This is a genomic window from Caballeronia sp. ATUFL_F2_KS9A (assembly GCF_023630765.1).
Lineage (GTDB): Bacteria > Pseudomonadota > Gammaproteobacteria > Burkholderiales > Burkholderiaceae > Caballeronia > Caballeronia zhejiangensis.
The window spans coordinates 65,123-78,491 of the sequence record NZ_JALQEK010000011.1; the positions used below are offsets into that span (position 1 = coordinate 65,123).

14 protein-coding genes are annotated in these 13,369 nt (G+C 62.3%); 10 read left to right on the plus strand and 4 right to left on the minus strand.

Annotated features, from left to right (window positions below; all coding sequences use genetic code 11):
• Positions 1 to 14: 14 nt before the first annotated feature.
• The 9 genes from NCS67_RS09660 (at position 15) to ureG (ending at position 6,412) form a co-directional block, all read left to right on the plus strand.
• Entirely contained in the window at positions 15 to 692 is a 678-nt protein-coding gene (locus tag NCS67_RS09660) for an amino acid ABC transporter permease (RefSeq protein ID WP_250435014.1), read from the plus strand.
• Entirely contained in the window at positions 689 to 1,339 is a 651-nt protein-coding gene (locus NCS67_RS09665; protein WP_008342479.1) for an amino acid ABC transporter permease, read from the plus strand. Before NCS67_RS09660 ends, NCS67_RS09665 begins: the two co-directional genes overlap by 4 nt.
• A complete protein-coding gene (locus NCS67_RS09670) occupies positions 1,326 to 2,045 on the plus strand; it encodes an amino acid ABC transporter ATP-binding protein (protein ID WP_008342480.1) in 720 nt (239 codons plus the stop codon). The genes NCS67_RS09665 and NCS67_RS09670 overlap by 14 nt, the downstream gene beginning before the upstream one ends.
• Before the next feature lie 99 nt (positions 2,046 to 2,144).
• Complete coding sequence (locus NCS67_RS09675; RefSeq protein WP_008342482.1) at positions 2,145 to 2,447, plus strand: urease subunit gamma; 303 nt, start codon at positions 2,145 to 2,147, stop codon at positions 2,445 to 2,447.
• A gap of 4 nt (positions 2,448 to 2,451) precedes the next feature.
• On the plus strand, positions 2,452 to 2,757 hold the full coding sequence (locus tag NCS67_RS09680; RefSeq protein WP_008342484.1) for an urease subunit beta: 306 nt from the start codon (positions 2,452 to 2,454) through the stop codon (positions 2,755 to 2,757).
• 12 nt (positions 2,758 to 2,769) lie between these two features.
• Entirely contained in the window at positions 2,770 to 4,476 is a 1,707-nt protein-coding gene (gene ureC / locus NCS67_RS09685; protein WP_175980394.1) for an urease subunit alpha, read from the plus strand.
• A gap of 1 nt (position 4,477) precedes the next feature.
• Entirely contained in the window at positions 4,478 to 5,083 is a 606-nt protein-coding gene (ureE, locus tag NCS67_RS09690) for an urease accessory protein UreE (protein ID WP_250435016.1), read from the plus strand.
• A complete protein-coding gene (locus NCS67_RS09695; RefSeq protein ID WP_250435066.1) occupies positions 5,070 to 5,750 on the plus strand; it encodes an urease accessory protein UreF in 681 nt (226 codons plus the stop codon). The genes ureE and NCS67_RS09695 overlap by 14 nt, the downstream gene beginning before the upstream one ends.
• An 11-nt stretch (positions 5,751 to 5,761) precedes the next feature.
• Entirely contained in the window at positions 5,762 to 6,412 is a 651-nt protein-coding gene (gene ureG / locus NCS67_RS09700; RefSeq protein WP_034472760.1) for an urease accessory protein UreG, read from the plus strand.
• Between the two features lie 27 nt (positions 6,413 to 6,439).
• Here ureG and NCS67_RS09705 read toward each other — a convergent pair whose 3' ends face one another.
• From NCS67_RS09705 to waaC, 4 genes are all read right to left on the minus strand, one after another.
• Positions 6,440 to 7,243 (minus strand): FkbM family methyltransferase, encoded by an 804-nt coding sequence (locus tag NCS67_RS09705; RefSeq protein WP_034472761.1) that lies wholly within the window; start codon positions 7,241 to 7,243, stop codon positions 6,440 to 6,442.
• Between the two features lie 165 nt (positions 7,244 to 7,408).
• Positions 7,409 to 8,731, minus strand: coding sequence for a lipid IV(A) 3-deoxy-D-manno-octulosonic acid transferase (gene waaA, locus NCS67_RS09710; protein ID WP_239295229.1), 1,323 nt, complete (start codon positions 8,729 to 8,731; stop codon positions 7,409 to 7,411).
• 44 nt (positions 8,732 to 8,775) lie between these two features.
• Entirely contained in the window at positions 8,776 to 9,660 is an 885-nt protein-coding gene (kdoO, locus tag NCS67_RS09715; protein ID WP_175980396.1) for a Kdo hydroxylase KdoO, read from the minus strand.
• 47 nt (positions 9,661 to 9,707) lie between these two features.
• Positions 9,708 to 10,703 carry a lipopolysaccharide heptosyltransferase I gene (gene waaC / locus NCS67_RS09720; RefSeq protein WP_034472764.1) on the minus strand — a complete coding sequence of 332 codons (996 nt, stop codon included), beginning with the start codon at positions 10,701 to 10,703 and terminating at the stop codon, positions 9,708 to 9,710.
• A 224-nt stretch (positions 10,704 to 10,927) separates the two neighbouring features.
• Between waaC and NCS67_RS09725 the strand changes: the two genes are divergently transcribed.
• Positions 10,928 to 13,369, plus strand: coding sequence for a hypothetical protein (locus tag NCS67_RS09725; RefSeq protein WP_250435018.1), 2,442 nt, complete (start codon positions 10,928 to 10,930; stop codon positions 13,367 to 13,369).

Consider the following 13,369-nt stretch of genomic DNA (forward strand, 5'->3'; position numbering starts at 1 on the left):
GAGCGCGGCATCGTATGGCCTATGAACTTCAATTCGCCGATCTAGCGCAGTACGCGGGCATGTTCGCGAGCGGCGCGGCGACCACGCTCGCGCTGACCGCCGTCTCGACGGCGCTCGGCGTGTCGGTCGGCGTGCTCGGCGCCGCCGCGCGCACCAGCCGGCATGCGTGGCTCGCGGCGATCGTCGGCGGCTATGTCGAAGCGGTCCGCAACACGCCGTTCATCGTGCAACTGTTCTTCGTATTCTTCGGCCTGCCCGCGCTCGGCATTCATCTCAGCGAATATGTCGCGGCCATTCTCGCGATGACGCTCAATCTCGGCGCGTACTCGATCGAGATCGTGCGCGCGGGCGTCGCCGCCGTGCCGAAGGGTCATCTCGAAGCGGCGGCATCGCTCGCGATGTCGCGTGGCGAGACGTTCCGTCATGTCGTGTTGCCGCAAGCGCTCGCCAAAGTGTTCCCCGCATTGACGAGCCAGATCGTCATTACGATGCTCGGCTCGGCGGTCGTCTCGCAGATATCGGTGCCCGATCTCACGTATGCCGCGAGCTATATCCAGTCGCGCAACTTCCGCGCGTTCGAGACGTGCTTCTTCATCACGGCCGCGTATCTCGTGATGGCGCTCGCTCTGCGCGCCGCATTGAACGCCATGGGCAAGCGCTTTCTGATGAACCACCGGAGCGCCGCGCGATGATCGAATTCACGCTCGCGCAGATCTTCGAGAACCTGCTGCTCGCGGCGCGCTGGACCGTCGTGCTGTCGATCGTGTCGTTCGTGTTGGGCGGCATCGTCGGCTTCGTGCTGCTCGTCATGCGCGTGTCGAAATCGCAAGTGCTGCGCATGCTCGTCAAAGGCTATATCCAGCTCTTTCAGGGCACGCCGCTTCTCATGCAGTTGTTCCTCGTGTTCTTCGGCCTGCCCTTGCTCGGCATCGACGTGTCGCCGTGGCTCGCGGCGAGCGTCGGTCTCACGCTCTTCACGAGCGCGTATCTCGCGGAGATCTGGCGCGGCGCGGTCGAAGCGGTGCCGAAGGGCCAGTGGGAAGCATCGTCGTCGCTCGCGATGAGTTACATGGAGCAGCTTCGTCACGTGATCCTGCCGCAAGCGACGCGCATCGCGGTCGGCCCGACGGTCGGCTTCGCGGTGCAGGCGGTGAAGGACACGGCGCTCGTATCGATCATCGGCTTCACGGAACTGACGAAGGCCGGCACGATGATTTCGAACGCAACTTTCCGGCCGTTTCTCGTGTATGGGCTCGTCGCCGTTATCTACTTCTTGCTTTGCTATCCGCTGACGCGCTATGCGCGCACGCTCGAAAGGAAATGGAATGCCGCTCGTTGAAACCCGCAATCTTCAGAAGCAGTTCGGCGCGAATCAGGTGCTGAAGGGCATCGACTTCGCCGTCGAGCGCGGACAAGTCGTGTCGATCATCGGGCGCAGCGGCTCGGGCAAGAGCACGTTGCTGCGCACGCTCAACGGTCTGGAGAGCATCGACGAAGGCTCGATCGAAATCGACGGCGAGCATATCGATGCGCGTCATGCCGACCTGCGCGCGCTGCGGCTGAAAGTCGGCATGGTGTTTCAGCAGTACAACCTCTTTCCGCATCTCACCGCGGGCGAAAACGTGATGCTCGCGCAGACCGTCGTCAGGAAGATCCACAGGGCGAAGGCGCGCGCGACGGCGCATACCGTGCTCGAACGCGTCGGTCTCGGCGACAAGTTCGATGCTTTTCCCGATCAGCTTTCGGGCGGTCAGCAGCAACGCGTCGCGATCGCGCGCGCACTTGCGATGAAGCCGACCGTGCTGCTCTGCGATGAGATCACATCGGCGCTCGATCCCGAACTCGTCGGCGAAGTGCTAGCGGTCGTCGAAGACCTCGCGCGCGACGGCATGACGCTCATCATGGTCACGCACGAAATGCGCTTCGCGCGCAAGGTGAGCGACAAGGTCGTGTTCATGCATCAGGGGCGCGTGTGGGAATCGGGCGCGCCGGACGCCATCTTCGAGCGGCCGTCGACCGTGGAGTTGCAGCGCTTCATCCAGTAAGCCGAAAGCCTACCGAAAGCCCCTTAAAAGCGCATGAGACGCGGCATTCCGGTGCTAGCATTGCAAAGCCCGAAACACTTTTCTCCATAGAAGAAGCCCATGAAACTCACGCCCAGAGAAAAGGACAAGCTGCTGATCTTCACAGCGGCCCTGCTCGCCGAGCGTCGCCGCGCGCGCGGCCTCAAGCTCAATCATCCGGAAGCGGTCGCGTTCATATCGGCGGCATTGATGGAAGCGGCGCGCGACGGCAAGACCGTCGCCGAAGTCATGCACTACGGCACCACGCTGCTCACGCGCGACGACGTGATGGAAGGCGTGCCCGAGATGATTCCCGACATCCAGATCGAAGCGACCTTCCCCGACGGCACCAAGCTCGTCACCGTTCATCATCCGATTCCCTGACACCATGATCCCCGGCGAATATTTCATCGACGATGGCGAGCACGAGCTCAATGCGGGCCGCGAGACGGTTACGGTCGTCGTCGCGAATCATGGCGACCGGCCGGTGCAGGTCGGCTCGCACTTCCACTTCTACGAAGTCAACGCGGCGCTCAAATTCGAGCGCGAGAAGGCGCGCGGCTTCCGATTGAACATCGCGGCGGGCACGGCAGTCCGCTTCGAACCCGGTCAGGAACGCACCGTCGAACTCGTCGCGCTGGCCGGCGATCGCCATGTGTACGGCTTCAACGCGCTCGTCATGGGCCCGCTCTAAAAAAGGACAGATATGACGCTACGCATCGGCCGCCGCGCTTATGCGGAAATGTTCGGCCCGACCACCGGCGACCGCGTGCGCCTCGCCGACACCGATCTCATCATCGAAGTGGAACGCGACTTCACGACCTACGGCGAAGAAGTGAAGTTCGGCGGCGGCAAGGTGATTCGCGACGGCATGGGCCAGTCGCAGCGCCCCGCCGCCGACGTCGTCGATACCGTCGTGACCAATGCGCTGATCCTCGATCACTGGGGCATCGTGAAGGCCGATATCGGCATCAAGGGTGGACGCATCTTCGCCATCGGCAAGGCGGGCAATCCGGACATTCAGCCGAACGTGAACATCGCGATCGGCGCGGCGACGGAAGTGATCGCGGGCGAAGGCATGATCGTGACGGCAGGCGGCGTCGATACGCACATTCACTTCATCAGCCCGCAACAGATCGACGAAGCGCTCGCGAGCGGCGTCACGACGATGCTCGGCGGCGGCACCGGCCCCGCGACCGGCACCAACGCGACAACCTGCACGCCGGGCCCGTGGCACATGGAGCGCATGCTGCAGGCCGCCGACGGCTGGCCCGTCAATCTCGGCTTTCTCGGCAAGGGGAACGCGAGCCTGCCGGAGCCGCTGATCGAGCAGGTGAAAGCGGGCGCGATCGGCCTGAAGCTGCACGAGGATTGGGGCACGACGCCCGCCGCGATCGACAATTGCTTGAGCGTCGCCGACGACACCGACACGCAAGTCGCCATCCACACCGACACGCTGAACGAAGCGGGCTTCGTCGAAACGACCATCGCCGCGTTCAAGGGCCGCACGATCCACACGTATCACACAGAAGGCGCGGGCGGCGGCCATGCGCCGGACATCATCAAGGTCGCGGGCGAATCGAACGTGCTGCCCTCTTCCACGAATCCGACGCGCCCCTACACCGTCAACACGCTCGATGAGCATCTCGACATGCTGATGGTGTGCCATCACCTCGATCCGTCGATCGCGGAAGACATCGCGTTCGCGGAATCGCGGATTCGTCGCGAGACCATCGCGGCCGAAGACATCCTTCACGATCTCGGCGCGCTGTCGATGCTTTCTTCGGATTCCCAAGCAATGGGCCGCGTCGGTGAAGTCATCATTCGCACATGGCAGACCGCGCACAAGATGAAGGTGCAGCGCGGCGCGTTGCCCGAAGACAGCGCGCGTAACGATAATTTCCGCGCGAAGCGCTATGTCGCCAAGTACACGATCAATCCGGCAATCACGCACGGCATCGCGCATGAAGTCGGCTCGATCGAGCCGGGCAAGTGGGCCGATCTCGTGTTCTGGGAACCCGCGTTCTTCGGCGTGAAGCCCGCGATGATCGTCAAGGGCGGCATGATCGCGGTCGCGCAAATGGGCGACCCGAACGCGTCCATTCCGACGCCACAGCCGGTGCATTATCGCGAGATGTTCGCGACACGCGGCGGCGCACTCGGCAAGACGTCGCTGACATTCGTATCGCAGATGGCGATGGAGGCGCGCATCGCGGATCGTTATGGCTTGCAAAAGCAGATCGTCGCGGTCAGGAACTGCCGCAATGTGACGAAGGCCAACATGATTCACAATGCATGGCAGCCGTCCATCAGCGTCGATCCGCAGACCTATCAGGTGATCGCCGACGGACAATTGCTCACATGCGATCCCGCCACCGTTCTGCCGATGGCGCAGCGTTACTTCTTGTTCTGATATGCGTACCATCGACAAACGTCTGACCGCGAAGCTTGCCGACGTCCTCAAAAAACGCGCGCCCACGCTGACTCTTCCCTTCGATGCGCGCTGCAAGAGCCGCCTCGCCGCCACGCTCGACAACGGCGAGGAAGTCGCCCTCGTCATGCCGCGCGGCACCGTGCTCGCGGATGGCGACATGCTCGTCGCCGACGACGGCGGCTTCGTGCGCGTCGTCGCGGCGGCGGAGGACGTGCTCATCGTGCGTGCGCCGAGCGTGCGTCTCTTGACGCGTGCGGCCTATCACCTCGGCAACCGGCATACGCCGGTCGAAGTCGGCGCGGAGTATCTGAAGCTCGAAGCCGATCCCGTGCTCGAAGACATGCTGAAGCGCTTAGGCGTGCTCGTCGCGCACGAATCGCAGCCGTTCCAGCCCGAAACGGGCGCGTACGGCGGCGGACACAAGCACGGCCACGACGAGACATTCAGCGAAGACTACGCGCTCGCGCAGAAGGTATTCGACGAGCATCACGGGCACGATCACGATCATTCGTCGTGCGGCCACGATCATAGTCATGATCATGATCACGATCACGGTCATCATCACCACGGCCATGCGCATCGCTGAGCTCACCGCGCTGTTGCATCTCGCGTCGCCGGCATTGCCGATCGGCGCGTTCAGCTATTCGCAAGGGCTCGAAGCGGCGATCGAGCACGGCCTGATCCACGACGGCGACAGCGCGCGCGACTGGATCGCGAACGGCCTTTCCAGCGTGCTCGCGCGCGGCGAATTGCCGATGCTCGCGCATCAGATCGAACACTGGCGTTCGCACGACGAAGCCGCGCTGAGCGCCGCGAACGATGAATACATCGGGAGCCGCGAATCGGCGGAATTGAGACGCGAAACGGAGCAGATGGGCTGGTCGCTCGCGCAGTTGTGCGTGTCGCTCGAATGGGGCGACGAAGCACGCCGCGCGACGCTCGCCGCGATCAAGCCGATCGCGCAGCCGACCGCCTTCGCGTTCGCCGCGTTCGCGTACGATGCGGCACCCGACGCCGCGCTCGCGGCCTACGCATTCAGCTGGGTCGAGAATCAGGCGGCCGCCGCGCTCAAGGCCGTGCCGCTCGGCCAGCTCGCGGGACAGCGCATCATCGTCGCGTTGCGCGAGCCGATCGATGCCGCCGTGCGCCGCGCGCTCGATACAGCGCCTCAACACATCAACACCTTCGCGCCGCAGCTCGGCGTTTTGTCCGCGCGGCACGAATCGCAATATTCGCGGCTTTTCCGCTCCTGAACCGACACTCCATGAACGCTCCCGCTTACTCTTCCGCCGCTCGCCGAACCAAGAAACTGCCGCCGTTGCGTGTCGGTGTCGGCGGGCCGGTCGGCTCCGGCAAGACCACGCTGCTCGAAATGCTCTGCAAGGCGATGCGCGAGAAATACGATCTCGTCGCCATCACCAACGATATCTACACGAAGGAAGATCAGCGCCTGCTGACCGTCGCGGGCGCGCTGCCGGCCGAGCGCATCATGGGCGTCGAGACGGGCGGCTGCCCGCATACGGCAATCCGCGAAGATGCGTCGATCAATCTCGAAGCCGTCGATCGCATGGTGTCGAAGTTTCCGGATGCGGATATCGTGTTCATCGAATCGGGCGGCGATAACCTCGCGGCGACTTTCAGCCCCGAACTCTCCGATCTGACTATCTACGTGATCGATGTCGCGGGCGGCGAGAAGATTCCGCGCAAAGGCGGGCCTGGCATCACGAAGTCGGATCTGCTCGTCATCAACAAGACCGATCTAGCGCCTCACGTCGGCGCGAATCTCGACATCATGGCGAGCGACGCGAAGAAGATGCGCGGCGAGCGGCCCTTCGTGATGTGCAATCTGAAGGCGCTCGATGGGCTCGACGAAGTCATCCGCTTCATCGAGAAGAAGGGTTTGCTGCTGGCTTGACGCGGAAAATCGCGTGACGACAACGCGTTACGGCAGCGCGATCGAATTCGATATCGAGACCGCGTTCTCGCCGACCTGCACGAAGTCGCGCTTCATCGCGACTTGCCATTGCAGGAAGTTGCGGCTGTTCGATTCGCCGGGAAGCATCCAGTCGTGCAGCTCGATGATGATGACCGGAAACATGTTCAGCGCATCGCAATGGCGCGAGAACAGGTCGGCCTCCGCGCCTTCGATATCGATCTTCAGGATGAACGGCGTCGTGCCGGACGGCATCACGTCTTCGAGCGTGAGCGCATCGACGGCATAGCCTTTCTCGGTGGGCTGCTCCGCGGTGCGAAACGCCCACTCGCCGCCGCCCGGATCGTTCAGATAAAGCGTGCCGCGCTTGGCCGCGATCGCGGCGTTGAGCGGTTTGATCGACGGAAACGCCTGTGCATTCTTGTTGAGCAGCGCGAAATTCGATATGTCCGGCTCGATGGCGACGATCTTCGCTTTCGGATAAGTGAGCGCGTGCCACACTGCGGCGGCGCCGATATTGGCGCCCGCATCGACGATCAGCGGATTTTCGCAAGCCTCATAGAACGCGGCGATTTCCTTCGCGCGCATGAGATGATCCGTCGCGTATTCGCGAAGAAAGAAGATCTGCCGACAAACCGAGCGATCCGCCGGACAAGGCCGGTATTCGAAGCGCCGATTGCCGGGAAGAATCAGGCCATGCGCGCCGTAACGGACGGTGCCCCATGCATCGGTCGGTCCTGGGGATGGCCGCAGCAGGCGCAACAGTCTTGGCGGCAACATGTCCTTGACGACGGACTTGATGAGATCTTGCATGCGCGTCCTCGAAGAAAATTGGAAGCACGTTCGCAGGCACCCGGCCGCTTGTTATGCGTTCGAAAGGATCGGCTCGAGGAAGTTCATTATCCTCCGAACTTACTTCGCAAGATTCATCTGAGGAAAAGCGCAGTTGGCGGCAGGAAACAGCGAGATCGCGTCGGATCACTTCGCCGCGTCGCTGTCCTCTTCAAGCAGCGCGCTCAGCACGCTCACGGTACGCTCCGTCGCGCCGCGATGCCGCGCCGCGAACGCCGAAGCCGCCGCGCTCATCGCGAGACGCCGCGCCTTGTCGCCGAAAATCTCGCGCAGACCGCGCGCGAGCTCCTGCGGATCCTGCACGCGCAACGCCGCGCCCGCCGCGATCGCATCGTTGGTCGCCTGCGTGAAGTTGAACGTGTGCGGGCCGATCAGCACCGGCACACCTGCCGCGCACGCTTCGATCAGATTCTGCCCGCCGAGCGGCAACAGACTTCCACCGATGAACGCCAGATCCGCGGCCGCATAATACGCGCCGAGCTCGCCCATCGAATCGCCGAGCAAGACCTGCACGCTCGCCGGCAACGGCTCGGGCACGTCCGCGCCCGAGCCCGCCGCGACGGGCTTCGGCGCCCACACCGACCGGCGCGCGCTCGTCAGCCCGAGACTCGCGATCAGCGCGGACACTTCGTCGAAACGCTGCGGATGACGCGGCACGAGAATCAGCAACGCATCGGGCACGTTGAGGGCCGAGAATGCGCGCAGCACGAGCGTTTCCTCGCCCTCGCGCGTGCTCGCCGCGACCCACACGGGCCGCTCGCCGATCGCCGCGCGCCACGCGTGACCGCGCGCGATCAGTTCGGGCGGCGCGGTCATGTCGAACTTCAGATTGCCGAGCACGGCGACATTGCGCGCGCCGAGCGCGGTGAGCCGCTCGGCATCGGACGGCGTCTGCGCGAGCACACGCGAAAAGCCGCCAAACACCTCGCGCACCGCGCGCCCGAACTTCGCCGCGCGCCGGTACGAACGTTCCGACATGCGCGCGTTCGTCAAGACGAGCGGCACGTCGGCGCGTTTGCATTCGTCGATGAGCGTCGGCCAGACTTCGGTTTCCATCACGATGCCGAGCGACGGCCGCCACGCGCGCAGAAAGCGCCGCACGAGAATGGGCAGATCGTAGGGAAGATAGCTGCGCAACACGCGGTCGCCGAAAAGCTCGACGCCGGTCGCGCGGCCGCTCGGCGTCATGTGCGTGAGCAGCACGCGCGCTTCGGGATGCGCTTTCATCAGCGCGTCGATGAGCGGCTGCGCCGCGCGCGTCTCGCCCACGGACACCGCGTGCACCCAGATGAGCGGCGCGAGATCGTCGGCGCGGCGCGGCGCGATGTGGCCGAAACGCTCGCCGATATGCTCGCGATAACCGCGCTCCTTTCGCGAACGGATGTAGAGCCGCAGCACCGCGAGCGGCGCGACGATCCACCAGAGCGCGCGATAGACGAGCCGGAGCACGGAAGCCGATGCGCCCGGCGTAGCGGCGGACGAGGCGGCGCCGCTCAAACGAGCGCCCGGCCCTTCAGGCGTTCGAGAATGCCGAGCGGCGCGTGATCGGGGCGCGCCATCGCCTTGACGGGCAGGAAGAAGGTCTGCTCCATCATGAACTGGCCGGACATCACCGCATGCGAGGTGTGATCGGAAAAGCAGACCCACACCGAGCCGGGCGGAAACGGCATCGTCTCCTGCGGCGAATTTTTCTGATAGTCGAGATCGGCTTTCATCGCATCATGCAGATGCAGCATGAGATGGTCGTACTCGCTGCGCGGCGACTTCGTGATGTGCAGCAGATTCATCAGCCACGCCGAGCCGGGCGCCTGCGCCTTGATGCCGGGCAGGAAACGCTTCGCCATGTCCTCGAACGGCTCGCCGACGCGCCACACGCGCGGCGCGCCTTTCGGATTGATGTTCGTGAACACGCGCAAGATGCGCTCGCCGTGCGTTGGCCGCGACGGGAAGGCATCGACGTGAAGACGGGCATCGTCCTTTCGCCAGGATGTTTCGCGCGTCTCGACCTGACGCAGCCTGAGGCTCGTGGGCGCGACGCGCAGCTTTCCGTCGTATTCGGGAAAGAGCCCGTCGACGAGCGAACGCGCATGATCCTGATAGCGCTTGATGAGCGAGCGCACCGCCGACTGCATCACGCTGTCGCCGAGCACGCCGTTCAACGCGCCGCCGTTGGGCGCGAGGCTGATGTTCTTGCGCTTCGGATCCGCGATGCCCGGATCGAGCAGCGAAAGCTCGCCGCCTTCGATCGGAAAGCGCAGGTTGGGGAAATACAGCACTTTGCCGTTCTCGACGCCGGCGAGCAGCGTCTCGCGCGGCACGGACAGGTTCTTGCCTTGCCAATCGCCCGAGGCGACTTCGATGATTTGAGATTCCGTCATGTGTCTACGACCTTGAGTTGCCCGCACACAGCGCAGCGCGGTGAAAACTACAGCAGGCCGAAGCCCGCGAGCGCGGTCTTCACTTCGGAAAGCGTCGGATGCCGGCTCGCGTCGCCGAGATTGACGACGTTCGGCGACCAATAGCCGCCGGTGCGCCATGCGGTCGAGAAATTGTACAACTCGACGGTCGGGCGCTTCAGCGCCGCGGCAATATGCACCAAACCGGTATCGACGCCGACGGTCGCCGCGGCCCCGTCGATCAGCCCGACGACCGCGGGCAGCGACATCTTCGGCGGCACGATCGCGGCCGCGCCGAATTCCTTCGCGAGCTTTTCGCTCGTTGCGCGTTCGGCCTCGCTGCCCCACGGCAGCACGATCGACGCGCCGCGCGTCACGAGCGCTTGGCCCAGTTCGATCCACGCGGCTTCGGGCCATTGCTTGTCGGCGCGCGAGGTGGCGTGCACGAACACGACGTAAGGCACGGGAAGATTCAGCCCGAGCGCGGAGACGGCGAGCGTCGCGCGTCGCGTGTCGAGGCCGAAGTCGATGTCGTCGGTCGTTTGCGGCTTCGGCAGGTCGAGCGCCGCCGCCACGAGTTGCCGCGTGCGCTCGACGACGTGCGTGCGCGGTTCGATCGGCACGCGCCGGTCGTAGAAGAAGCGCACCGGCCATTCGTAGCCCGCGCCGTCGGTGCGATTGCCGAGGCCGACGAGCGGCCCGCGCGCCCAGCTCGCGACCCACGCGGTCTTGATGAGACCCTGGCAGTCGATGACGAGATCGTATTTTTCGGCGGCGAGCTCGCGCTTGAACTTGCCGATCTCGCGCCAGTTCGCCGGCGACGTGAACGCCTTGCGCCAGCGCCTGAGCGAAAACGGAATCGCGCGGCGCACGCCGTGTACGAGTTCGACGAGACTCGCGAAGCTTTCCTCGACGAGCCAGTCGATTTGCGCATCGGGATAGCGGCGGCGGATGTCGGCGATGGCCGGCATGTTGTGGACGACGTCGCCAAGCGACGACACGCGGACGATCAGGATCTTTTGCACGCTGAGATGGAGAAGCGCGGACGGCGCGGCGCGGTGAGCAGGAAAACGGGGATTTTAGCGCGGCTTGCCTGCTGAACGGGCACAGTTCGTGACTTTCGCGGCGGTTCAGGTCTGAAATAATGCTGGCTGAGCGGAACTCGGACGTCGTCGCATTGGCGCGCTGCTGCTCCATAAGCCGAGAAAGATTCAGTTCTGTCGCACTGTATATTTAGTAACGCTAAATCATGATAATCAGCCCGCCGTTCCTTCCGGCTGAAGGCCTCAACATGCCCGCTGAGAAATGGAAGACCGACCCGATGATGGATGTGGTCGATACTTTCGAGTTGTCGCACAGTGGCGTATTTCCTATCGCGTTCGATCGTCGCTGGCATTGCGGCATGCACGTGGTGCCGTTCGGAGGGCTCGGCCAGCTTGAGCCCGTGCGCGCGATCGCAGACGGAGAGGTCGTCGCCTATCGCGTGTCGTTGAAGGCCATCTCGGACGGACAGAGAAACGCCGATGGCACCGAGGCATTGAACAGCAACATCGGATTCGTACTGCTCAAGCATGTAACCGATACCGGTGAAGGCCGCACCATCACGTTCTATTCGCTGTATATGCACCTGCTTGATCTGGTGAAAACGAATGAACTGAGCCCGCAGCCGAACCATCCTGCTTCGGACAGCTCGCCCAATGCGCTGCCCGCGTGGCTGCTCGCCGAGACGGACGGTGTGCAGGCGGGCGCGGGCAAGAAGGTTTTTCGGAAGGATCGGTTGGGTTTTCGCGGCCGGTATCAGGGCGAGGCTCATCTGCACTTTGAGATCTTCATGACCGAGGAGGATTTCATCGCATATTTTGAGCAAGACGGGCATAAGGTCGCATTAGGCGAAGCGCAGCCAACGACGCCGGCGTCGAAGGATTACTGGGGAAGCACGTATTTTGTGATTCCGGGCGGTTCGACGTTCGTCAGCGTGCCGGCGGGGTTAGGTGATCTGAAAACTAAGGGCCGCTCGCCCAAGCCGTTCTTTCCGGCTTTGGACACTGGTGCGTTGAACGAAAACAGCACGCTTTATGTCGAGACGTATTTCAATCGTGGCGAGCGCTTTATGCGTGCGTGGATTGATCGCGGAGACGGTAAGCCTGTTCCGGTGACATCCGATTTCGCACGGGACAAATTCGAGGAATACGAGTACGGCCTTTATGAGCGTGCCACTGCGCTCTATGGAACCTGTCCGAGCGAAGGCTTCGAGTTATTGCGTTTCGGGCGAATCCTGAGCACGGATACGCCGACCTTGACTGCCACTGAACAGGCTACATGGGTCTCGGTGCCGTTTGCTGAGGGCAAAACGGGCTATATCGACATCAATCAGGCCGGCATCCAGAAGCTTTCGGATGCGGACTTTCCGTCGTTCATGCACTGGCAGAAGATCGAAGATGGCAATACGCCGTTCGATCAGGATGGGCTGTGCGGATACGACACGTTGTGTCGAATTGCGGGTGCGACCGATTCGCAGCCGATTACTCCGAGCGATATGACGTCAGAATTCAGCCACGATCAGCAGGTAGCGGCGCTAGTACAGCGCGATGTGAGCGTGCGCGCCAAGCTCAAAGGGTTCATCTGTCACGCCCGGAGCGAATGGGATGCGAGCAACAACGATCAGCGCTACGGCTGGTTGAACGAGCCGGAGGGATTTTTTGGCAAACGCAAGGATACTGATCCGCACGGTTACGAGAACTTCATCAACTTCGTGAAGCGGTGTCAGTTCCTGGCGCAAACGCCGCTTGGCGAAGGAAAGAAATTTTGGTTCTTTCATCCGCTTGCGTTTATTCGGCATTTTAGGAAGTGTGGGTGGTTGAATCACAAGGAGTTCGCCAACACTTTTCCTCGCTATCCGTATTACACGAATAACGGATCGCCCGCATCAGCAATAACAACGAACAATTCAACGTATGTCATCACAAAATCCACTGCAATCGCGCGCATACAAAATCATGTAATCGCGCTGAATCAGACGATTCGAAAATATCTGGGAGCAGACGCCCGTAGAACTGCAATATTTCTCGCTCAGGTTCTGCTGGAGACTGCCCAGTGGCGGAATTTGGGAGGCGTAAGGCGATTGTTGAGTGAGTGGGGTTTCGGTAAGTACTCGGCGGTAAATCCAGCGACTCAATTTTATGGACCGTTCTACGGACGCGGGATTATGCAACTGACTTGGGCGGGAAATTTTTCAGAGTATGGAACGTATCGGGCATTGCCTGCGCACGTTGGGCCTTACGTTGAGCGACTTCCTAACTCGCCCGTCAGAATTACCGAGACGTCTGAGCACTATAATTTCAATCCTCGAGATGGCGGGATGCCTATGCGTTGGTTCCCTCGTTTCGATCCTGATCGCATTGCGGAGGAGCCTCCGTTAGCCTGTGATTCTGGAGGATTCTACTGGGTTTCAAAGGCATTCTCGCAAGGTCAGAATATCAATCGCGTCGCAGATAAAGAATACTCCGCCGATAATATTGGACTCATCAACAGGCTGGTCAACGGCGGTTTCAATGGATACAACGAACGACAGGCTTATACCATTTTTATAATGAATGGATTATGGGACGCAACGCTCGGCTATTTCCCGGAAATAATCGCGCCTACTCGACGAACCACGATTAAGCCCGATCTGACCAGGAGCGACGATTGA